General features: G+C 28.1%; 19 protein-coding genes. 17 read left to right on the top strand and 2 right to left on the bottom strand.

Annotation, left to right across the window (positions count from 1 at the left end):
• Positions 1-68 precede the first annotated feature (68 nt).
• From BUB51_RS00360 to BUB51_RS00345, 4 genes are all read left to right on the top strand, one after another.
• Complete coding sequence (locus tag BUB51_RS00360; RefSeq protein ID WP_073194464.1) at positions 69-1,439, top strand: B12-binding domain-containing radical SAM protein; 1,371 nt, start codon at positions 69-71, stop codon at positions 1,437-1,439.
• 156 nt (positions 1,440-1,595) lie between these two features.
• The gene (locus tag BUB51_RS00355; protein ID WP_073194461.1) at positions 1,596-2,276 is read left to right on the top strand and encodes a hypothetical protein; all 681 of its coding nucleotides are present in this window, start codon (positions 1,596-1,598) and stop codon (positions 2,274-2,276) included.
• A gap of 29 nt (positions 2,277-2,305) precedes the next feature.
• The gene (locus BUB51_RS00350; RefSeq protein WP_143153523.1) at positions 2,306-3,682 is read left to right on the top strand and encodes a hypothetical protein; all 1,377 of its coding nucleotides are present in this window, start codon (positions 2,306-2,308) and stop codon (positions 3,680-3,682) included.
• 1 nt (position 3,683) lies between these two features.
• On the top strand, positions 3,684-4,385 hold the full coding sequence (locus BUB51_RS00345) for an ABC transporter ATP-binding protein (RefSeq protein ID WP_073194458.1): 702 nt from the start codon (positions 3,684-3,686) through the stop codon (positions 4,383-4,385).
• Positions 4,386-4,519: 134 nt separating this feature from the next.
• Here the strand turns inward: BUB51_RS00345 and BUB51_RS00340 are convergent, their stop codons facing one another.
• Complete coding sequence (locus tag BUB51_RS00340) at positions 4,520-5,098, bottom strand: 5-formyltetrahydrofolate cyclo-ligase (protein WP_073194455.1); 579 nt, start codon at positions 5,096-5,098, stop codon at positions 4,520-4,522.
• Between the two features lie 264 nt (positions 5,099-5,362).
• Between BUB51_RS00340 and BUB51_RS00335 the strand changes: the two genes are divergently transcribed.
• The 7 genes from BUB51_RS00335 (at position 5,363) to BUB51_RS00305 (ending at position 13,148) form a co-directional block, all read left to right on the top strand.
• Positions 5,363-6,475 (top strand): ABC transporter ATP-binding protein, encoded by a 1,113-nt coding sequence (locus BUB51_RS00335; protein WP_073194453.1) that lies wholly within the window; start codon positions 5,363-5,365, stop codon positions 6,473-6,475.
• A gap of 241 nt (positions 6,476-6,716) precedes the next feature.
• Positions 6,717-7,685 carry a PucR family transcriptional regulator gene (locus BUB51_RS00330; RefSeq protein ID WP_073194451.1) on the top strand — a complete coding sequence of 323 codons (969 nt, stop codon included), beginning with the start codon at positions 6,717-6,719 and terminating at the stop codon, positions 7,683-7,685.
• 106 nt (positions 7,686-7,791) lie between these two features.
• Positions 7,792-8,478: a cell division ATP-binding protein FtsE gene (ftsE, locus tag BUB51_RS00325; RefSeq protein WP_035163617.1), complete on the top strand. Its 687-nt coding sequence runs from the start codon at positions 7,792-7,794 to the stop codon at positions 8,476-8,478.
• Positions 8,468-9,364 (top strand): permease-like cell division protein FtsX, encoded by an 897-nt coding sequence (ftsX, locus tag BUB51_RS00320; RefSeq protein ID WP_073194448.1) that lies wholly within the window; start codon positions 8,468-8,470, stop codon positions 9,362-9,364. The genes ftsE and ftsX overlap by 11 nt, the downstream gene beginning before the upstream one ends.
• A gap of 11 nt (positions 9,365-9,375) precedes the next feature.
• Complete coding sequence (locus BUB51_RS00315) at positions 9,376-10,506, top strand: murein hydrolase activator EnvC family protein (protein ID WP_073194445.1); 1,131 nt, start codon at positions 9,376-9,378, stop codon at positions 10,504-10,506.
• 115 nt (positions 10,507-10,621) lie between these two features.
• Positions 10,622-11,848 carry a S41 family peptidase gene (locus BUB51_RS00310; RefSeq protein ID WP_083599445.1) on the top strand — a complete coding sequence of 409 codons (1,227 nt, stop codon included), beginning with the start codon at positions 10,622-10,624 and terminating at the stop codon, positions 11,846-11,848.
• Positions 11,849-11,915: 67 nt separating this feature from the next.
• Positions 11,916-13,148, top strand: coding sequence for a PDZ domain-containing protein (locus BUB51_RS00305; protein ID WP_073194443.1), 1,233 nt, complete (start codon positions 11,916-11,918; stop codon positions 13,146-13,148).
• Positions 13,149-13,181: 33 nt separating this feature from the next.
• Here BUB51_RS00305 and BUB51_RS00300 read toward each other — a convergent pair whose 3' ends face one another.
• Positions 13,182-14,738, bottom strand: a complete 1,557-nt coding sequence (locus BUB51_RS00300) for a hypothetical protein (RefSeq protein WP_073194441.1) — start codon at positions 14,736-14,738, stop codon at positions 13,182-13,184.
• Between the two features lie 193 nt (positions 14,739-14,931).
• Here BUB51_RS00300 and uvrB point away from each other — a divergent pair, with 193 nt between their 5' ends.
• The 6 genes from uvrB to BUB51_RS00270 all read left to right on the top strand — a co-directional run bounded on the left by uvrB (position 14,932) and on the right by BUB51_RS00270 (position 23,952).
• Positions 14,932-16,911 carry an excinuclease ABC subunit UvrB gene (gene uvrB, locus BUB51_RS00295; RefSeq protein WP_073194439.1) on the top strand — a complete coding sequence of 660 codons (1,980 nt, stop codon included), beginning with the start codon at positions 14,932-14,934 and terminating at the stop codon, positions 16,909-16,911.
• 9 nt (positions 16,912-16,920) lie between these two features.
• Complete coding sequence (gene uvrA / locus BUB51_RS00290; protein WP_073194437.1) at positions 16,921-19,746, top strand: excinuclease ABC subunit UvrA; 2,826 nt, start codon at positions 16,921-16,923, stop codon at positions 19,744-19,746.
• Between the two features lie 11 nt (positions 19,747-19,757).
• On the top strand, positions 19,758-21,623 hold the full coding sequence (locus BUB51_RS00285) for a YgiQ family radical SAM protein (protein WP_200791862.1): 1,866 nt from the start codon (positions 19,758-19,760) through the stop codon (positions 21,621-21,623).
• 65 nt (positions 21,624-21,688) lie between these two features.
• Positions 21,689-22,234, top strand: coding sequence for a copper amine oxidase N-terminal domain-containing protein (locus BUB51_RS00280; protein ID WP_073194432.1), 546 nt, complete (start codon positions 21,689-21,691; stop codon positions 22,232-22,234).
• A 242-nt stretch (positions 22,235-22,476) separates the two neighbouring features.
• A complete protein-coding gene (locus BUB51_RS00275; RefSeq protein WP_073194429.1) occupies positions 22,477-23,256 on the top strand; it encodes a sugar phosphate isomerase/epimerase family protein in 780 nt (259 codons plus the stop codon).
• A 33-nt stretch (positions 23,257-23,289) separates the two neighbouring features.
• On the top strand, positions 23,290-23,952 hold the full coding sequence (locus tag BUB51_RS00270) for a hypothetical protein (protein WP_073194427.1): 663 nt from the start codon (positions 23,290-23,292) through the stop codon (positions 23,950-23,952).
• Positions 23,953-24,127 lie beyond the last annotated feature (175 nt).

Raw genomic sequence — 24,127 nt, 5'->3', positions numbered from 1 at the left:
GTTTATGAATATATAATGATGAAATTTATTCTTTTGTTTGATTTTTAAATGGAATGGAGGTTTAATAAATGAATAGTGATTATATTGATGTTTTATTAGTGAATGCACCTTCACCACATCCTGGGAGTATTATTTCATATAGAATACAAGGGGTACCGCCATTAGGATTGGGTTATATTGGAACTTATTTAGAAAAGAAAGGATATAAAGTTAAAATTTTAGATTTTTATATTGATGAAATTACAATTTTGGATTTAGAGTTAATTGTTAATGAATTACATCCTAAAATTATAGCTATTTCTACAACAACAGAAACATATAATAATGGTGTTAAGATAGCAGATTATAGTAAAAAATTAGATGAAAATATTATAACAGTTATGGGAGGATGTCATGTAACTTTCGAATATGAAAATGCTTTAAATACTGGAGTTATAGATATTGTTGTTCGTAATGAAGGAGAATTTGTTATGAAGGAACTTTGTGATTATTATATAAAAAAACAAGGTAATTTGGATAATATAAAAGGAATATGCTATAAAAGAGAAGGGAAAATTATCAAAAATAATAGAAGAGAATTTATAAAAGATTTAGATAGTTTACCTTTTCCAGACAGAAGTTTATATCAGTTAGAAAAGTATCCTATTCCAGGGACGATTTCTACAAGTAGAGGGTGTCCAGGTAGGTGTATTTTTTGCGTAGCTACTGCATTATCTGGAGGTAAATATATAATTCGTTCAGTTGAAAATATAATTGATGAAATAAAATATTTAAAAGAGTTAGGAATTTCATATGTACAAATTGTTGATGATACATTTACAGCAGATATTGATAGACTTTATAAATTTTTAGAAATATTAAATAAAGAGAATTTAGGAATTACATGGGGTTGTGAATCTAGAGTTGATATAATGAATAAAGAATTATTAAATTTTATGAAAAAATGTGGATGTATATCTATACAATTTGGAGTAGAGGCTGGAAGTCAAGAAATGTTAGACTGTTTAAAAAAGAATATTACAATTGAACAAATTAGAAATGTTTTTCTTTGGGCAAAAGAAATTGATATAAAAACAGGTACATGTTTAATGATAGGACAACCATATGATACTTTAGAAAGTATACAAAAGACTATTGAATTCGCAACTGAAATACAGTCCTATGGTGCTAGAGTTGTATTTAGTGTTACAACTCCATTTCCAGGAACATATATGTATAATAATCCTGAAAAAGTTGGGATTCATATAGTAGATAAAAATTTTGATAATTATAATACTTTTACACCTGTGTATGATACAAAATATTTTAAAAGAGAAGATATAAGGAGAAATTATTTTGATGCAATAATTAAACTTGGTAGAGGGTTAAAAGACAGTAAAAAGAAAGAAGAATATAGACAATGGAGAGAATTTGTAAAGGAAAAAGCGGAGATATTATAGTTAATTGTGGTTTTAGTTTTATGTACTGTTTGTGATGATAATATTAAAGAAGAATATTATTTATACACTGATAAATCATATTTTTACTTTAAAAGCAATATAAATGTAAAAAAACAATAAAACCAACTTAAGATAGCTTTTGATAAGGAGGCGAACATGGAAATAGTAAAAATAGAAATACCTGATAAAAATAAAGAAAATTTTATAAAATTATATATGACGATTTATGTAAATATAATTAGGTATATAGCTATTCCGTTATATCTAATATATGGAATAATATTAATAATTAACAAAAATTCCAAATTAATAATTTTAAATCCTCATTTAGTCACAAATATAGGAATACTGTTGATATTATTCCCTATTTCGCTTGCTTTAGAGGAAACATTTCATGCTGCTATATTAATAATTCAAGGTAGGAAAGAAGAGGTAAAGGCTTTGGTGTTTAATGTTATATCAATAAAAAAAATTGTAGTTTTAGGAATTGGTGTATCAGTCTATTTTAAAGGGAAGTTTAGTAATAATGATATTCTGTATATTTCATTAGCAGGACCTGTTATGTCATTGGTGATAGGTATATTAAATATTATTATTGCGATTATTATACTACTATTTCTTAACATTAATGCGGTATATTTTTATAGTTATATTAAAATTTTAATAATAGGTTTTTTGTTCTTACCAATATTTTCACTTATACCAATTACATTTTTTGGAATAACAACAGATGGTTATAAAGTTTTAAAAATGATAAAAAAATTCAATATAAGTATAAATAATATAAATAGATGTATATTGAATATAATAATAAATTCATTTATGTACATGATATAAAAGAAACTATGAATAGAGTGGTGTTTAAGATGATAAAAGATTTAAAAAAAATATGGAATTATAAAAAGTTAAGTAGTATTGGAATTAGTTTTTTACTGATATATTTAATTTTAATTATTCTAGCAAATTTAATGGGTCAAAAAATATTTTTCATATTGATACAAAATTATAAGGCTGATTATTATTTAATATACAATTCAATGACATATATTTATATATTAATATCACTTATATTTATTCGGAATGATATATTGAAGTTTATCAATAGTGAAGAATTTTTATTTTTGAGAAGTATAGGTTTTAAAGAAGAGCAATTAGTTTTAATATCCTTATTGAAGGAAAAAGTAGCTTTTATCATTATATCAAGCTCATATATTATATTAAATTTTGAAAAAGGGCTTGGTATATTTAAAAGTATAATAGCTAGTCTTTTCTTTTTTTTAATAATGTTTGGATTAGTATGGCTCTATTATATCAACAGGAGTAAAATATTAATCAAAATGAAGAATGTAGGAATATTTATATGTATCATATTTTTTATCAAATATTTATGGACTGATTTTAATTCTATTTTAGCTGTTTTAGATACTAAAGAAATTATAATTGAAGGATTATATAAAATAGGGAAAATAAAAGAGATGCAAACTTTAAAGCGATTTTTATTTGATTTTAATATTATGCAGATAAGTCTATTTTTAGTAGTTGCATTTAATGTAATTTTTTGGTGTAGAAGAAGATATATACAGCAATGTTATATTGGCAGAAATAGATTTAAGATATATAAAATTAGATTTACAGATGAGTTCATATATAAAAGACTTAATAAGCATAATAACAAAATTATTGAATTTGTGTTGAAAGACATATTAATATTGATTCAAAGACTAGACTATAAAATAATACAGGTTATATTTATTCTGATATTTTCTTTAGTGATTATAAATGTTCATAAGATAGATTTTATAAAAAATCTGATATTAATATGCATATATATTTTATTTAACATGCTTTTCTCACAAGAATTATATAAAATTGAAGCAGAAAACTCAAATTTATATAAAATGTTGCCTATAAAATATAGAACATTTATAAGCTCAAAGATTTGTAGTTTAGTAGTATTATCTTGCTGTATACCAATTATATTTCTAATATTAGAAACTTTAATGGGCAAAATTAGCATAGTGCATTTTATAATCGGTATAATTTCCATTCTTATAATTTCTTTCATCATAGCTATGTACTATTGTAGCGTATTATCATTTTTCTATCCCAATATACACCATAAAACAGATATTCCAATGCTACTTTCTACTATATTAATCATAGCTTTCCCGATTATTATCTTTTTTGTTATTTATTTTGGAATGAGGAAGGGGAAAAATAACTGGTATAGAGTGGAGGAATAATATGTTAGAAGTTAAAGAGGTATCAAAGATATATGAAAGCGATAGAGGAATACAAGATTTTAATTTAAGTGCTAATAGAGGAGAGGTTATTTGTTTAATAGGGCCTAATGGAGCAGGTAAAACAACTATAATAAAAATATTGGCTGGAGTAATGAAAAGTGATAGCGGTATATGTACTATTGATGATATTCCAACCGTTGATGTAAATGCAAAATTTAAAATAGGATATTTGCCTGAAAATGTATTTGTCTACGATAGATTAACAGTATACAGTTTCTTGAGATTTGTAGCTGTAATGAAGGAAATTATTAATTTCGAAGAAGAGATAAAAAGACTGCTTTTTGAATTTGATTTATGGAAATACAGAGATGAAATTATAAAAAAATTATCAATGGGGATGAAGAAAAAGATAGGGATAATAGTAGCACTACTTGGATATCCAAGTTTAATTATTTTAGATGAACCGACAAATGGGTTAGATACTAAAGGAATTATTTCTTTAAAAAATGAAATAAAAAAGGCTAAAGATAGAGGGTGTATAATTGTGATTTCAAGTCACATTTTAGATTTTGTAAGGTATATAGGTTCAAAATTTATTTTTATAAAATCGGGGAGAGTAGTAAAACGTGTATCTACTTATGAGGGAATAGATTTAGAAGAAATATACAGCATTCTACATTTTCCAAGAAAAAGGAATAATTAAAGAAACTTAAGTTTTTTTATTAGAAGCTGTACTTAAGGTCGCACACAACCCATAAAGTAGAGATTTTGAAGATGTATTGTAAAATATAGAGTGGTTGTCGAAGAAGAGAATAAAAGGCTAATAGCTGATGGCTGTTAGCTGTTAGCCTTTTTAATAATACCTTTTTCAGTTATTATATAATCTACAGGGATATCATGTTTTTCTTCATCTATCTTTTCAACAACTTGAAAGTCAAATGCTAGAGCTACTTTTGGTACCGATTTATCTATGTTAAGTAGAAAACGATCATAATATCCTCCGCCGTAGCCTATTCTATATCCTCTTTTATCAAATACGACTCCTGGAACGATAATTAAATCTAAAATCTCTGCAGAGACTTCTTTTATGAACTCTTTTTTGGGTTCTAATATGCCATATGTACCAATTGTAAGTTCATTATCATAATCTTTTAATTCTGAAAGAAGTAATTTTCTGGATTTTGTTAAACTTATAGGGATTATAATTTTTTTGCCTATTTCTAAAGATTTTTTGATTAGTCTTTCTGTTTTTACTTCATTTCTAAAATCAATATAAGTCATAATGTAATTAGCGTTTTTATAAAATGTTGTATTTATTAATAAATCTATTATTTTATTGCTTAAAGAGATTACAGCTTCGTTAGAAAGTTCTTTTCTTTTGTTAAGTATTTTTTTCCTTAATTCATTTTTATTCATGAAATTCACCTCTATATTCTTTTTTGCTACTCGTCTTTCGCTTTTAGCTTTTTATTTATTAACAGCGAAATACGAATACCAAATTAATTTTACATTTTACATTTTCAATTTTAAATTTAATACCTATTATAACTATACCATATCTATTGTGCAAATTGTTTAAATTTATCAGTAATTTTTGTTAATTATACCAATAGAATTAAATAATCAATTCATATAAACTTATATATGAAATATAAAGAATTTTTAAAAGGGGGCATTTAAATGGCGAGTTTAACTTTTAAGCATATATATAAAATATATCCTGGTAATGTTACAGCTGTAAACGATTTCAATCTTGAGATAAAAGATAAGGAATTTATAGTTTTAGTAGGACCTTCAGGATGTGGTAAATCGACAACATTAAGAATGGTTGCAGGACTTGAGGAGATTTCTAAAGGTGAACTTTATATTGGAGATAAATTGGTTAATGATGTACCACCAAAAGATAGAGATATTGCAATGGTGTTCCAAAACTATGCGTTATACCCTCATATGACTGTATATGATAATATGGCATTCGGATTGAAACTTAGAAAAGTTCCTAAAGCAGAAATAGATAGAAAAGTTAAAGAAGCTGCTAGAATTTTAGGAATAGAAAAACTACTTGATAGAAAACCAAAAGCTCTATCTGGTGGACAAAGACAGAGGGTTGCTTTAGGTAGAGCTATAGTAAGGGAGCCTAAAGTGTTTTTAATGGACGAGCCATTATCAAACTTAGATGCAAAATTAAGAGTACAAACAAGAACTGAGATTATTAAACTTCATAAAAGGCTTCAAACTACATTTATATATGTTACTCATGACCAAACAGAAGCAATGACAATGGGTGATAGAATAGTTGTTATGAAAGACGGAGTCATTCAGCAAGCTGCGACTCCACAAGAAGTATATGAAAAACCTGCTAACATGTTTGTTGCTGGATTTATAGGTAGTCCGCAGATGAATTTTATTGATGTTGTTATAGAGGGAGACGATGTTAATAATTGTAATTTAGTATTTGATAATGTAAAAATAAGATTACCGGAAGGAAAAGCTAAAATTGTTAAACAAAAAGGATATTTTGGAAAGAAAGTGATAATGGGTATAAGACCTGAAGACCTTCATGATGAAAAGGTATTTATTGAAGCTTCTAGAGATAGTGTTGTTAAGGCTAAAGTAGAGGTAACAGAAATGATGGGTTCAGAAACTTATCTATATATAAACATAGAAGGTAATAATGCAATAGCAAGGGTGGATTCAAGAAGCAAAGCGAGAATAGGAGATATAATTGAATTAGCATTAGACAAAAATAGAATACATTTATTTGATAAAGATACAGAGGTTTCAATATTATAGAGTTAAATTGTTATTAAATGAACAAAATCTTCGATTTAAATAGATTATAGGAAGATTTTGTTGAAATCCATTACGGAAATTATATTTTAAATTATCCACTTTTCAAAAAAGTTTTTAATTTCCTATGGATTATAAGAAAAATGAAGGATATTGGAGAAAAAAGCAGAAGAAATTAGATGAAGAGAGTTTCTTCTGCTTTTTTATGTCTAAAAATATTTTATAATATAAAATAGGTGATATTATGTTAACAAGACAGAGAATTGAACAAATATTAAACAAAATAAGTAAAATTATTGGAGAAAGAGTACTGTTAGTTAATGAAGGAGACAAAAAAGGAATTTTGTCAGATAATGTAGAACATATATGTAGTTTTATGTTAGATAATGAAGAATATTATTTATTTGTAAGGCATGATATTAAATTGACGGATAGAGAAAAGGCTTTAATAAAAATAATTTTAGAGGATATAATTGGGAGTGATACTAAAAAACAGAATGAAGCTGTTAAAAGTTTGTTTCTTGAGGATTTAGATGAACAAAGGACGAAAAAAATTTTAAAAAGTGTTGGAATAGAATTAAATAAATGGCTAGTGGTAGCAGTTATAAAAAGTTATGATGGAATAGAAAATTCAGATATTGATACAATTATTAAAAACATAGTAGGTAAAAATGTTGTATTTTGTAAATTAAATGAAGAATTATTTGGGATGGTTATTCAAAATACCGGAGAAATTACGGAAGTTTTAATACAAATCGTAAATGCCATTGAAACAGAACTTTTAAGAAAAGTTGGAATTGGAGTAAGTTCTATTACTTCCCCTCTTAATATAAAAAAGGCTTATCAAGAAAGCAGAACTGCTTTGTTATTAGGACATAAGTTTAATATTCCGGAAAACATATATTATTATGAAAAACTTACAGTATATAAGATATTATCTCAAGTGAATGAAAAAGCACTATTAAGTATTTATGATGAAACTTTGAAATATGGTATACAGAGGTTAAGTTCTGATGAAATTAAAACTGCGATGTATTTTTTAAAATGCAATTTAAATATTAGTGAAACTGCGAGAAAGTTATATATTCATAGAAATACATTGATATATAGGTTAGATAAGATACAAAAAGATACAGGATTTAATTTAAGAAATTTTGATGATGCTTTAGAATTTTATCTATTGTTGTTGATATATAAAACTTTGAATAAATAAATTGATACTACTTGCCTATATTTGGAATAAAAATTATGAAGGAAATATGAGTATTATGTCGAATTGAATTACTGAGAACGTAAGAAAAGGACTGGAGTGGTAAAATGTGATAGATTTTATAAATGTTAGTAAGGTATATGGTAATGGTGTAAAGGCATTGTCAAATATAAATATTCATATAGATAAAGGTGAATTTGTTTTTATAGTTGGTTCAAGTGGTGCTGGTAAATCGACATTAATAAAATTGCTTTTAAAAGAAGAAGACCCCACTGATGGTAAGATATATCTTAATGATATGGATATTACAAAGGTTAAAAATAGAAGAATACCTTATATTAGGAGAAATATAGGTGTAGTATTTCAGGATTTTAGATTATTAAAAAATAAAACGGTTTATGAAAATGTAGCATTCGCTATGGAAATAATAGGGAGTTCATCAAAAGAAATAAGAAGACAGGTACCTATGATGTTAAGTATGGTAGGATTGAGCAATAAAGCTCATAGTTATCCAGACCAATTATCTGGGGGTGAACAGCAGAGAGTTTCGATAGCGAGAGCTCTAGTTAATAGACCAACGGTTTTAATTGCAGACGAACCTACGGGCAATCTTGATCCTGACACAGCATGGGAAATTATGAGATTATTAAAAGAGATAAATAGAAGGGGAACAACAGTCCTTATGGCCACCCATGCAAGAGATATAGTAAATGCTATGAGAAGAAGAGTTATAGCACTAGAAAAAGGAAGAGTTGTAAGAGACGAGTTGAAGGGTGTGTACGATTATGAAGTTTAGACTATTTAAAAATATTATTAAACAGGGCTTTGTTGGTATGTGGAGAAATCGAATGATGAGTTTAGCATCTATTGGCTCTGTTATGTCGGTATTGATTATTCTAGGAATTATATTGGTGATTGTGTTAAATATAAATAACTTAACCGGTATGGCAAAAGAACAATTTGATGAAATACAAGTTTATTTAGAAGATGGTATAAATGAAGAACAGATTGAGAATATTGGAGAAAAGTTAAGAGAACTAGATGGAGTGTTAGCTGTTATATATCAGTCTAAAGAACAGGCTTTGGAAATATTTAAAAAAGAATGGGGCGACAAAGCGTATTTATTTGAGGGATTGGAAAAGAATCCTCTACCAAATTCATATATAATACAGCTTAAAGATATCAAATATACAGAAGATGTAGTTAATCGTATAAATGGTTTAACAGGAATTGAAGATATAAGATATTATAAAGATATTGTTGAAAAAATGATGGCTATATCGAATTTTGTAAGAGCTGGTGGACTTGCAGTCATCAGTATATTGATTTTGGTGTCGATATTTATAATTTCTAATACAGTAAAGCTTACCGTAGCAGCTAGGAGAAGAGAGATAAGCATTATGAAATATATAGGGGCTACAAACGGATATATAAGAGGGCCGTTTATTCTTGAAGGTATTTTTCTTGGGGCTATTGGTTCGATTTTAGCTATATTAATAGTTAGTTTTGGTTACAAATATTTATTTTTAGTTGTTAATGAAAGATTATATGTATTATTTACAGTATATATGATTCCGTACTATGAAATACTTGATGACATAATAATTATGTTTACTGCAATTGGAATCGGAATAGGTGTTTTAGGCAGTATTATATCTTTAAGGAAGTTCCTTAGAGTATAAAAAGGGGGGACATGCTATTGGGCTGCAAAAGAAAAATATCATTTCTGTTGATTATTATTCTGCTGATAAACGTATCTTTTGTTTACGGATCTAGCGAAGATAAGAAGAAATTACAAGAGCTCAATAAAGGATTAGAGAAAATAAGAGAAGAATTGAAACAAAATAAAGATGAATATAGTAGAGTATCAAAAGAAATAAAGAAGTTAGATAATCAGATTGATAAAGCTGATAGAGAGCTGCAAGAAGTAGAAAATCAGTTAAAAGAACTTAATGCGAACATTGAGATTACGAAGAATGAGCTTTTGCAAGCTGAAAATAATATTAAGGCTAAAAATGATGTTTTAAACTCGAGATTAAGAGTGATATACAAAAATGGAACTGTTGGATATTTAGAAGTACTTTTAGAATCTAAAAGTATAAGTGATTTTTTCTCGAGATTAGATATGGTAAAGAGGATAATAGATCATGATGTAAAAATGATTAAATACATGAAAGAACAGCGGGAGATTATTTTGGCTAAAAAGAAAACTTTAGAAAATCAGTTTAATATGGTAAAAAACGTTAAAAGGAAGATGCAAGAAAAGAAAAATCAATTATTAGTTGCTACTAGGGCAAAAGAAAGTATGATGAAGGAATTAAAGAAAAATATTAAAGAACTTGAAAAACAAGAAGATGAAATGATTGAAATATCTAAGAAATTAGAAGAAAAAATAAGGAGAGAACAAATAGCAGCTAAGTATGCTGGTGGTAAGATGTTATGGCCAGCACCCGGATATTACAGAATAACATCATATTTTGGTTATAGAATGCATCCTATTTTCAAGAAAAGGAAATTTCATACAGGTATAGATATAGCTGTTCCTTTAGGTGGTAGAATAGTAGCAGCTAATGAGGGAGTTGTTCAGTATGCTGGATGGCTTGGAGGATATGGTAAAGTAGTTTGGATAGACCATGGTGGAGGAATTTCAACATTATATGCACATAATTCTCGTTTATTAGTAAAAAAAGGACAGAACGTTAAAAAGGGACAAGTTATATCTAGAGCAGGAAGTACGGGATATTCAACTGGTCCACATTTGCACTTTGAGGTAAGGAGAAATGGTAAAGTAGTAGACCCATTACCATGGGTAAAAGGTAAATAGGCAAGTGGTTTCACTTGCTTATTTAACTTTTTGAAAAAAACTGGCTATGGTGGTATAATGTTTACATATGTTTAATAAAATAAAATACTAGAATATTTTACGAGGTGAAATAGTAATGATAACAAAAAGAAAGGCATTTTATGGTGCTATCGTAATTATTATAATTTCAAGTTTATTTACTTTTTTCATCAGTAATATGATTCAAATTACAGTGAAGGATAAAGTTGTGATTACAAAGGATTATTATGAAGATTTGGTATCGACTTATGAAAAATATAGTAAAGTTATGGCGCTAGAAAATTTTATTAAGGAAAATTATTTGAAAGATGTAAACGAAGAAGATTTATTAAATGGTGAGTTAAAAGGTATGTTTGAGGCTTTAGGAGACCCTTATTCAGTATATATGACTAAAGAAGAATTTGCCGATTTTATGGAACATACAAAAGGGACTTATCAGGGGATTGGTGTAATAGTAACTCCTGGAGAAGATAATTTAATTACTGTAGTATCACCTATAGAAGATACTCCAGGAGAGAGAGCGGGAATAAAAACGGGTGATAAAATAGTTAAAGTAAATGGAAAAGAATTTACTGCTGATAAGATGGATGATGCTGTTAAATTGATGAAGGGAAAACCGGGTACTAGTGTAAATATTACTATTCTTAGAACAGATAAAGATGGGAATAATAAATTTATTGATTTAAATATAACTAGAGAAGAGATTAGATTAAAAACAGTAAAATCAAAAATGTTAGAAAATAAGATTGGATATATTAGGATAGTGTCTTTTGATGAATTGACTTATGAAGATTTTAAAAAACATCTAAATAAACTTAAAAAAGATGGAATGAAAGGGTTAATTATAGATTTGAGAAATAATCCCGGAGGCTTGTTAAGTGAATGTGCACAGATAGCAGATGAGCTTATGGGGAAAGGAGTTATTGTCTATACAGAAACAAAAAATAAAGAAAGAGAGTATCTAAGATCTGATTCTAAAAAATTAGGTTTACCACTAGTGTTACTTGTAAATGGTGGTAGTGCAAGTGCTTCAGAGATATTAGCTGGTGCTATAAAAGATACTAAAACGGGGATTTTAATAGGGACTAAAACGTTTGGTAAAGGAATAGTTCAGAGAATAAAACCGTTAAGCGACGGGTCTGGATTTAAGTTAACAGTTTCAGAATATTTTACACCTAATGGAACTAATATTCATGGCATAGGAATAACTCCAGATGTAATTGTTGAGCTTCCTGAAGATGTCCATAGAATAGGAGTAGATAATATTAAACAGGATATTCAGCTTAAAAAAGCTATAGAAATAATTAAGTCAAAAATAAAATAATAGCCATTAGTTATTCTAATGGTTATTATTTATATGAGAATAGATATTTTGTATTGGAGTGTTTTTTATGACAAAAATAATAGAAATAATATATATATTAGTTTTAACGCTATTACAAGTATTTTTAAATCCAATATATTGGGGGATAATAATTTTATTATATTTCCAGTATAAAAAGATTGGCAAAATGGAAAAAAAAATATTAGGTATAAATAAGGAATCAAATTTTTCAAGAATTTTTTCATCTATGATAAATGGTACATTAGGAGGAATTTTAGGAAGTTTAATCATTATTTTATTAGGTGTTACAATACAGGCTAATGACTTTAAATATATTTTTTTATTGGCAGTTGTTTTAATGTTAATTCATCCCCGATTTATTTGTTTTTCATATGCAGGAGGTATTATATCTTTATCATATTTAATATTTGGTTATCCAAAAGTAAATGTATCGAGTGTAATGGCCATTGTTGGCATCTTACATTTAATAGAAAGTTTTTTAATTTTAGTAGATGGCGATTCAACTAAAATACCAATATATATTGAGAGAAATCAAAAAATAGTAGGCGGATTTAATATGATGAGATTTTGGCCTATCCCTTTCATAGTATTATTGACAGCTGGAGGAATGATTAATGGTGATGGTGTAAATATGCCTAATTGGTGGCCTTTATTTAGACCAGAGAATATATTATTTGATATGAACAATATAACATTTGTAATGATAGGAGTTATTGCAGCTTTAGGATATGGAGATATGGCCATTAGCGACTATCCTGAAAATAAAGTGAAGGAATCCGCTAGGAATTTATCTATATATAGTATTTTATTAATAATATTATCTGTTTTATCAACTTATGTTTATGTATTTAAGTATATAGCTGCATTATTTGGTCCTTTAGTACATGAAGGGTTAATACAGTTAGGTAGAGCTAAAGAAAAAAGGGGAAAACCTAAATTTGAATGTCCAGAATTTGGAGTAAAGATTTTAGATGTAATGCCAAATGAAATTGCAGAAAAGATTGGGTTAAAATCAGGAGATATAATAATTTCTGTTAACGGTAATCGGGTAAATAGCAAAGATGAGATTCAATATGTTTTATTGGATTATCCAACGTATATATGGATTGAATATATAGACAGGAACGGTGAATATCAGACTAAAGAATATATGGATTATAATTATGGTATAAGAAGACTAGGAATTTTGACAATTCCAAGAAATCCAATTTATTCATTTGTAGTTAAGGAAGTAGAGAGCCCACTTATTAAATTAAAGAGAAAATTCAAAGGGAAATAATAGGAGCAGAATATCTGCTCCTTAAATTTTTTATTATTTCAAATTTATAGCATAGATTTTATTATTTATTCCATCATGGAATGAAGGGTCAACATCGATAAAAATTTGTTTAATGTTGCCGTTATAAAAAGTATTTTTTGATATAGAATCCGATATTTTTTTATAATTTTTATTGTCTATATTATATCTATATAAGCTAAATTCTGTATCAATTATCTTTCTTGCTAAAAATATTATTTGATTTTTATCTATAATAAAATATTTTTCAACATCAAAATCATTTAAACTATCTATATTTCCATTAGTTAAATCTAATACGTTTAAAATGTTTTTGCCATATTTTTCGTCATGTTTTAGGAATGTTATATGCTGTTTATCTATAAATTTTATTGAATAACCTTCAGCAACTTTTTTAATTTTATCTTTTATTTTTAAATATATATCTAAATTTTTTGTACTATCATTGAATTCTGTAAAAATTAAATTATTATTATAAATATCAAATTCGCTGATTTTTTTATTTATTTCTGCAATTTTACTTACTTCGTTATTTTTTACGTTATATAAATATATTGATGAACTTTCCTTATTGGTACAAGAAAAATAAAGTTCATTGTTTTTCCAAATTATATTGTCTATATTTAAGCAATCAGTATTTTGGATTTTTTGAATGATATTATTTTTTAAATTTATTAATATTAAATCCGAGAAATTTCCTGCATCTTCAATAACGGCTACATAATTGGAATCACCGTTTATTTTAGCCGTTTTTATTATGTTATGAGTGGAGTAAATTTTATTAGATGCATTTGTTTTTAATTCATATGCATTTAAATATTGATGAGGTTTATCATCGTTTTCAACAGCACTATATTCACTGTATATTAAGAATTTATTTGATAAATCTAGTATTTTCCCATCTCCACAATATTTTGAAATTATTTTTTTATCCAAATGAATAATTTGACCTGTATCAGAATCTACTTTAATTGTCAAATTAGTCAAAAGATTATTAGAAAGTGTTTTATCAAAGACTTTGTTAAGGTGTATTTTCCAAAATAATTTATTATTTTCTTTTACTAAAAATACTTTTGGTGCAGAACTTGGTGTTATTTTAAGTTCTGCATAAATTTTACTTAATATTTCGTTCTCATTAAAAGTCAGATTAATAGGTTTGTAGTTTGTTCCGATGATTTTAAAAGATTTATTGTTTAATTCGCTAACGTTCATATTATTGAATTTAATAATTAGTTGAGGAACTACAATGTCGTTATTTTCAGCAGATAATACTCGACTTGTATAAATTATTATTTCATTATTAAATGATGTTATTTTATCAATAATAATGTCGGAACATTCAACAACTCCTAAATTCACTAATATTTTGGGGGAATTATCAGAATTTAATATTTCTACTTGAGGTAGAATGGTTTGAAAACCTCTTGTAAGAGAAGTTTTTTCTATTGTAAAATCTATTGTCTTTTCTACGGCTATATTGGCTTCATTTTTGTTATTAATTTTTATTTCGTTTTTATAGCTACACCCACTTAGGGTAATACAGGCAAATAGGATTAAAAATGCTTTTTTCATAATAAAACCTCCAATCTCACTTTATATTATTCGACAAATACGAAATAAGCCCTTCTTATTTTTAAAATTAGATTTAAATGTAATCTGACAAAAGGCAAAAATAATACCTGTTGACTTAAAAAATATAAAAATATATAATTAAAGCGAACAAGCGTTCTTGAAAATTAGGATATTATTTAATAGAGGTGAAATGATGGGGCGATTTAAAATAAAATCTGATTTTAAACCAACAGGAGATCAGCCTAAAGCAATAGAGGCTTTGGTAGATGGAATAAATAACAAATTAAAACATCAAACATTATTAGGAGTAACTGGTTCGGGTAAGACTTTTACAATGGCTAACATAATTGAAAGAGTGCAAAAACCAACTTTAGTAATTGCTCACAATAAAACACTTGCAGCCCAATTAGCCAGCGAATTTAGAGAATTTTTTCCAGAAAATGCAGTAGAATATTTTGTTAGTTATTATGATTATTACCAGCCAGAAGCCTATGTTCCCCAAACCGATACGTATATAGAAAAAGACGCTTCTATAAATGATGAAATAGATAAATTAAGGCACTCAGCAACAGCTGCATTATTTGAAAGAAGAGATGTAATAATTGTTGCAAGTGTATCGTGTATTTATGGATTAGGAGATCCAATTGACTATGAAAATCTAGTTTTATCGGTTAGACCTGGGATGATTAAGGATAGGGATGAAGTTATAAGAAAATTAGTAGATATTCAATATGAGAGAAATGATATTAACTTTGTAAGAGGTACATTTAGAGTAAGAGGCGATATTGTCGAAATTTTTCCGGCGTCTTCAAATGAAAATGCAGTTAGAATAGAGTTTTTTGGAGATGAAATTGATAGAATAGTAGAAGTAAATGCACTTACAGGAGAAATAATCGGTATAAGAAATCATGTTTCTATATTTCCTGCATCCCACTATGCGACATCAAGAGAAAAAATAGAAAGGGCTATTAAGAGTATTGAGGAGGAACTCAAAGAAAGGTTAAATGAGTTTAAAGCACAAGGGAAACTTCTAGAAGCTCAAAGGCTTCAGCAGAGGACGATGTATGATATTGAAATGCTTAGAGAAATGGGATATTGTCAGGGAATAGAGAACTATTCGAGACATATTAGTGGAAGACCGCCGGGTAGTAAACCATATACACTTATTGACTATTTTCCAGATGATTTTCTAATAATAATAGATGAATCCCATGTTACAATACCTCAGATAAGAGCAATGTATGCTGGGGATAAGTCTAGGAAAAAAGCATTAATAGAGCATGGGTTTAGATTACCTTCTGCTTATGATAACAGGCCATTGAAGTTTGAAGAATTTGAAGAACTTGTTAATCAGGTGATATATGTAAGTGCAACACCCGGTCCTTATGAATTAGAGCATTCACAAAGGATAGTTGAGCAAATCATACGTCCTACAGGCTTACTCGATCCAGAAGTTGAAGTAAGACCTACAAATGGGCAGATTGATGATTTAGTTAAGGAAATAAATTTAAGAATTGAGAAAGATCAAAGAGTTTTAATAACTACTTTAACAAAAAAAATGGCTGAAGACTTAACACAATATCTAAAAGAAATAGGTATTAAGGTTACTTATCTACATTCAGATATAGATACAATCGAAAGGATGGAAATAATAAGAGATTTAAGACTTGGTAAATTTGATGTTTTAGTTGGTATAAATTTATTGAGGGAAGGTTTAGATTTACCAGAAGTATCATTAGTAGTAATTTTAGATGCTGATAAAGAGGGATTTTTAAGATCAGAGACATCTATGATTCAAACAATAGGTAGAGCAGCAAGAAATGCAGAAGGAAAAGTTATAATGTATGCTGACACTATTACTAAATCTATGAAAAGAGCTATAGATGAGACAAATAGAAGAAGATTTATACAAATGGAGTATAATAAAAAGCATGGTATAACACCGCAAACTATAAGAAAGGGTATAAGAGATATCATAGAAGCGACAAAAGTAGCTGAAGATAAAGATAAATACGGTTTTGATAGTGGTAAGGAAATGAATGACAGCGAAATACTTGAAGTGATAAAGAAACTTGAAATAGAGATGATGAAGGCTGCTGAAGAATTGCAGTTTGAAAGAGCGGCTGAAATTAGAGATAAAATTAAGGAATTAAAAGAAAAGCTTAACAGATGAGGTGAAGATATGTCAAAGGACAAAATAATTATAAAGGGAGCTAGAGAGCATAATTTAAAGAATATAGATTTAGAAATACCTAGAAATAAATTTGTAGTTTTCACAGGATTGAGTGGTTCAGGGAAATCTTCATTAGCATTTGATACTATTTATGCAGAAGGACAAAGACGATACGTTGAGAGTTTATCGGCTTATGCAAGACAGTTTTTAGGGCAAATGGAGAAACCAGATGTAGACTATATAGAAGGACTTTCACCTGCAATTTCTATTGATCAAAAAACTACTAGCAAAAATCCTAGATCAACAGTTGGAACTGTTACTGAAATATATGACTATCTGCGCTTATTATTTGCTAGAATAGGAATTCCTCATTGCCCTAAATGTGGTAAAGTCATAACATCTCAAACAATAGATCAGATGGTCGATCAGATTTTAGATTTAGAAAATGGTACTAAAATTCAGGTTTTAGCTCCTGTTATACGTGGGAGAAAAGGTGAGCATCAAAAGGTTTTTGAAAATATCAGAAAAGAAGGATTTGTTAGAGTAAGAGTAGATGGTGAAATAAGGGATATAAATGAAGATATAAAACTTGATAAGAACAAAAAACATACAATTGAAGTAGTCGTTGATAGGATAAAGATTAAAGATGATATTCGAAATAGATTAGCTGATTCATTAGAAACTGCACTAAATTTAAGTGAAGGTATAGTTATTATAGATGTTGTTAATGAAAGAGAGATGCTGTTTAGTCAAAAATTTGCATGTGTAGATTGCGGAATAGGTATAGAAGAATTATCACCTAGAATGTTTTCTTTTAATAGTCCTTATGGTATGTGTCCATACTGTAATGGGTTGGGTAGTTATAAGAAAGTTGATCCTGAACTTGTAATTCCTAATCCTAATTTGTCCATTAATCAAGGAGCAATAGCTCCTTTTAACAGCACTTCAGAGGATACCTATTATTATAAGATATTTAAGGCTATAGCCGAATATAATGGATTTGATTTGGATACACCGATTAAGGATGCACCGAAAAAGTTTATAAAAGAGTTACTATATGGAACTGGTAATAGAAGTATTACTTTTAAATATGAGAGTAGATTCGGAGGGATAAGGACTTATAAAGCTCCATTTGAGGGTATTATTAACAATCTTGAACGAAGATATAAAGAGACTGTTTCAGATTATATGAGAGAAAAAATTGAAAGTTATATGAGTATAAATCCTTGTCCTCATTGTAATGGTGCAAGATTAAAGCCAGAGAGTTTAGCGGTAACTGTTGGAGAGTTAAATATAGCAGAAGTTACTGAATTATCTGTTAGACAAGCATTAGAGTTTTTTGATAAACTAGAGCTTGATGAAAGGCAGAAATATATAGCAAATCAGATTTTAAAGGAAATCAAAGAAAGGTTGAAATTTTTAGTAGACGTAGGATTAGACTATTTAACTCTATCTAGAAGTGCTGGAACTCTATCTGGAGGAGAATCACAGAGAATAAGACTTGCAACACAGATAGGTTCTAGTTTGGTTGGAGTTTTATATGTTCTTGATGAACCTAGCATAGGACTTCATCAAAGAGATAATGAAAGATTACTAAAAACGCTTAGAAATTTGACAGATTTGGGGAATACTTTAATAGTAGTTGAACATGATGAAGATACAATGTATAGTGCAGATTATATTGTAGATATTGGGCCAGGTGCTGGAGTTCATGGTGGAGAAATTGTTGCTCAAGGGACTGTTGAAGATATTAAAAAATGTGAAAAATCAATAACTGGACAATATTTAAGTGGTAAAAAGAAAATAGAAGTACCTAAGACTAGAAGAAAACCAAACGGTAAATGGATAGAAGTTATTGGAGCTAGAGAGCATAATTTGAAAAACATAGATGTTAAAATTCCTCTAGGTGTATTTGTATGTGTTACAGGGGTATCGGGTTCTGGTAAGAGTACTTTAGTAAACGAAATATTATATAAAAGGCTTTCTCAAGAATTGCATAGAGGTAAACAAAAGGCAGGAAAACATGACGAAATAAGAGGGATAGAGCATATAGACAAAGTTATCAATATAGATCAGTCTCCTATTGGAAGAACACCAAGATCAAATCCAGCGACATATACTGGTGTATTTGATTTTATTAGAGACGTATTTGCTATGACTCCTGAAGCTAAAATGAGAGGTTATAAAAAGGGCAGGTTTAGCTTTAATGTTAAGGGTGGAAGATGTGAGGCTTGTAAGGGTGATGGAATAATAAAGATAGAGATGCATTTTCTGCCTGATGTATATGTTCCATGTGAAGTATGTAAAGGTAAAAGGTATAATAGAGAAACTCTTGAAGTTAAATATAAAGGCAAGACGATATCTGATGTATTAGAAATGACAGTTGAAGAAGCATTAGAGTTTTTTGATAATATACCAAGGATAAAGAATAAATTAAAAACTATGTACGATGTTGGACTAGGATATATAAAATTAGGGCAGCCTTCAACTCAATTATCAGGAGGGGAAGCGCAAAGAATCAAACTGGCAACAGAATTAAGTAAGAGGAGTACAGGAAAGACATTATATATTTTAGATGAGCCAACTACTGGACTTCATATAGCTGATATACACAAATTAATAAATGTATTGAACAAGTTAGTTGATACAGGAAATACAGTATTAGTAATTGAACATAATTTAGATGTTATAAAAACTGCTGATTATATAATAGATTTAGGCCCAGAAGGTGGAGATAAGGGAGGAACTATAGTGGCTCAAGGAACGCCTGAAGAGATTTGTAAAGTAAAAGAGTCTTATACAGGAAAGTTTCTGCAAAAAATACTTGAAAGATAAGGAATGGTATTATGAAAGAATTTTTACCTATTACGAAAGAGGATATGAGAAAAAGGGGTTGGACTGAACTTGATTTCATACTAATTACAGGAGATGCGTATGTAGATCATTCTTCGTTTGGAAGTGCAATAATAAGTAGATTGTTAGAAAGATATGGATATAAGGTTGGAATTATAGCTCAACCTTCTTGGAAAAGTACAGATGACTTTAAGAAACTAGGCAAGCCTAGACTTGCATTTTTAATAACGAGTGGGAATTTAGATTCGATGGTAAATCATTATACAGTAGCAAAAAAGAGAAGGAAAAAAGATGTATATTCTCCAGGTGGCAAAATAGGATTAAGGCCAGATAGAGCTACAATAGTATATGCTAACAAAGCTAGAGAGGCATATAAAGATGTACCTATAATACTTGGAGGTATTGAGGCTAGTCTTAGACGACTAGCCCACTATGATTATTGGGCTGATAAGGTTAGACGTTCAATTTTATTAGATGCAAAAGCAGATTTATTAATCTATGGAATGGGAGAAAGGCAGATTGTTGAAATAGCAGAGGCATTAGATAGTGGTATTCCTATTAATGAAATAACTTATATCAGAGGGACTGTTTACAAAACTAATGATTTAAGCAGGCCGTATAAACCTATTATTCTGCCTTCATTTGAAGAAATAATTAAAAGCAGATTAAAATTTGCAGAGAGTTTTAAAATACAATATCAAAATATGGATTATATAAATGGTAGAACGTTAGTTGAACCTTATGGAAATATTTATATAGTACAAAATCCACCTGCAAAGCCATTAGATCAACTTGAATTAGATGATATTTATGATTTACCTTATACTAGAACGTATCATCCTGTTTACGAAAAATATGGTGGGGTTCCTGCAATTGAAGAGATTAAGTTTAGTTTGACTAGCAGTAGAGGATGTTTTGGAAATTGTAATTTCTGTGCATTAGCATTTCATCAAGGAAGAGTAGTTCAAGCTAGAAGTCATGAGTCAATAGTTAAAGAAGCAGAAAGATTTGTAAAAGAACCTGATTTTAAAGGGTATATACATGATGTAGGAGGGCCAACAGCTAATTTTAGACATAGAGCTTGTGAAAAACAAATAAAACATGGAGTATGTAAAAATAAGGAGTGTTTGTTCCCTAAACCATGCAAAAATCTATATATTGACCATAGAGACTATCTAGAACTATTAAGGAAGTTAAGAAAAATAAAAGGTGTTAAAAAAGTTTTTATAAGATCAGGTATAAGGTATGATTATTTAGTTTACGATAGAGATCTAGAGTTTTTCCATGAACTTTGCAAATATCATATAAGTGGGCAGTTAAGAGTTGCACCTGAACATATATCATCACATGTACTATTTATGATGGGTAAACCTGATAAAAAAGTTTATTTTAGATTTGTTGATACTTTCAATAAAATAAATAAAAAGATTGGGAAAGAACAATTTATAGTACCTTATTTTATATCTAGTCATCCCGGTTCAACATTGAAAGATGCAGTTGAGTTAGCAGAATATCTAAACACTTTGGGATATATGCCAGAGCAGGTACAAGATTTTTACCCGACTCCGGGAACTCTGTCTACTTGTATGTATTATACAGGAATTGATCCAAGGACTATGAAAAAGGTGTATGTTGCTAAATCTCCACATGAAAAAGCAATGCAGAGGGCATTGATGCAATTTAAGAAACCAGAAAATTACGATTTAGTTTATGAAGCACTTAAAAGGACTAATAGATTAGATTTAGTTGGATATTCAAAGAAGTGTTTGATAAAACCCAGAGGAAAAGACACATTGAAAAATAGTAAATATAAAAATAAGAAACAAAACAATAAAACTAGGAAGAAAAGAAAAAGATGATAATTATGTATAGTAAGAGATATAAGTGGAAATAATCCCTGAAAACGGGTTATGGAGGTATTGAAATGAAATTGAGCAGGGGATTTATTTTCACTTTTATTTTTATATTTTTATTTTCAGCAGTTGTTTTGGCTGATGGCGTTTATAAAAATATTAAAGTATACTTTGATAATATAAATATTAATGTAGATGGCAGTGAAATTGAAACTGATACAGAATCTTTTATTTATAATGATAGAGTTTATGTTCCGATACGGTTTGTAGCCGAAAAATTAGGTAAAGAAGTAAAATGGGATAATGAAACGAAAACTGTTTTTATAAAAAGTTATAAAGACTTTTCAGAATGTAATTATTTAGAAGGAGAAAAGTTTGTTTATGGACTGATAACTTCGATTGACTATGAAAATAGACAAATTGTAATTGAACAGCATTTCGATGATAACAGCGTAGAAGTAACACCTTTATTAGAACTTGATAAAAATGCAGTTATTATTCTAAAGAGAAATGATAAGAAAATGAATATTGAATTCAATGATTTGGTTATTGGTGATGATGTAGGTTTAGTAATTAATAAATATGGGAAGATTAGAGGAATTATTATTAGTATTTAAAAATAATTTATGTTAAAATGCCGAGGTTTATCCTCGGTATTTTATATGCCAAAAATTAATTTATTGCAAAAAGTAGTTAATTATAAAGGGAATTATTATTAAATAGAGAAAGTATAACATGTAATTAAATTTTTGGTTAAATAAAAAATAATATCTTATATATTCATTGCAGAAATTAGATTTAAAATTATTTGTAGTTTAATAAGATTTTTAGATATACAATGCTTGAATGAGGTGTAAAAATGAATAAAATTAAAATTTTAACAATGATAACTGATGTTAACCAATTTGAGCCTTATATTTTCCAGCAGAATGATATTGGTATTGAAATTCAAACATTTCCTCAGCATATACTAGATGATGGATATGAAGATTTAATTAGCAAGTTTCAAAACAAATTAAAAGAATATAAAGGACTAGTTTCATTACACGGTTCTGCATTTGATTTAAATCCAGGAAGTACAGATAAAAAAGTAATTGAAGTAACAAGATATAGGTATCTTCAATATATAGAAATTGCAAAAAAGTTAGGGGCTTTGTATGTAGTATTTCATAGTCAAATAAATCCGTTACTAAAAGTACCGAGAATAAGGCAAATGAAACTTAATAATCAAATAAAATTTTGGCAAGATTTATTAGAGGAGTTACATGATATTAATCTGACTATACTGCTTGAAAATGAGTATGACGATAATTATAAAGACTTATTATATTTAATTGAAAATATTGATTCAGAACAAGTTAGGGTTTGTTTAGATATTGGACATGCATTGGCATATTCAAAGCTAACTTTGAAAGAATGGATTATAGGATTAAAATCTCATATTGAATATATTCATTTGCATTGGAACAATAGGCAAAATGATTCTCATAGTATTTCTTCAGATGAAGAATTAGATTTGTTAAGTGAAATATTAATAGAAAATGATATAACTCCCATTATTACATTAGAGTATAGGGTAGACGATATAGTTAAAGAAGTTAACAGAGTAAGAAAAGCATTTGATAAAACTATTATATAATATTAGTATCATGTTATTAAGGAGGTTTTTAGTGTGAAAAATAAGGAAGAAAAACCATTAGAAAAATATTATTTTGAGCGGAATTATAAATTAAATAGATGGAATAAAATATTAATTATAGCGTTAATAGTATTAGTTGTAATTAATGTTTATTTAGTTTTTGGGGTTGTTAATAGAAACAGAATGATAGATAATTATTTTCAGAGTGTTATTTTTTTGTCGAGAAAATATATAGCTAGTGCATATAGTAATATGCAAATAGTAGAGCAGACGGATAATATTGATACAAAAATAAGATTTTTAATTAAAACTGAAGAAGATTTGGATGTAGTTAAATCTTGTATAGGATTATATTCTATATATCATAATTTTAAATCAATAAACGATTGTCATTATACTGGAAATGGATGTGCGGATGATTTTTTTGAGGCATATATGCATGTTGTAAAAGAATGGGCTATAGCATTTCAACAAAATGATAAGGAGAATATACCGAGTGAAAAAGAAATTAGAGACTATGTTAGTGATTTGAGAGCTTTAATTAATGAGTTTTCTGTTTATGAAAATGCAGCCAGTAAAAGTATAATACCTATTAAAGATTTAAATCATGAGCAGCTAAATAATTTATTTATTAAGTTAGCACAAAAAACAAAGACTGAGAAGGTTAAAAATGAATTAGAATTATTATTAGATTAAGTATATATAGGGTAGATTTTGTTTATATCCGTTACGAAAATTATATTTAAAATTGTCTATAATTTAACAAAAAGTATAATTTTGTCTGGGTTATAAAAATGAATATTGTATACAAAATTATGATAATATATAATGAGAAGTAATTATAAAATTGATTTAGTGACACAGAATTTTT

This window comes from Caloranaerobacter azorensis DSM 13643 (assembly GCF_900129995.1).
GTDB lineage: Bacteria > Bacillota > Clostridia > Tissierellales > Thermohalobacteraceae > Caloranaerobacter > Caloranaerobacter azorensis.
The sequence above is the reverse complement of the archived record's forward strand: the minus strand, read 5'-3'. Positions and strand labels throughout refer to the sequence as shown.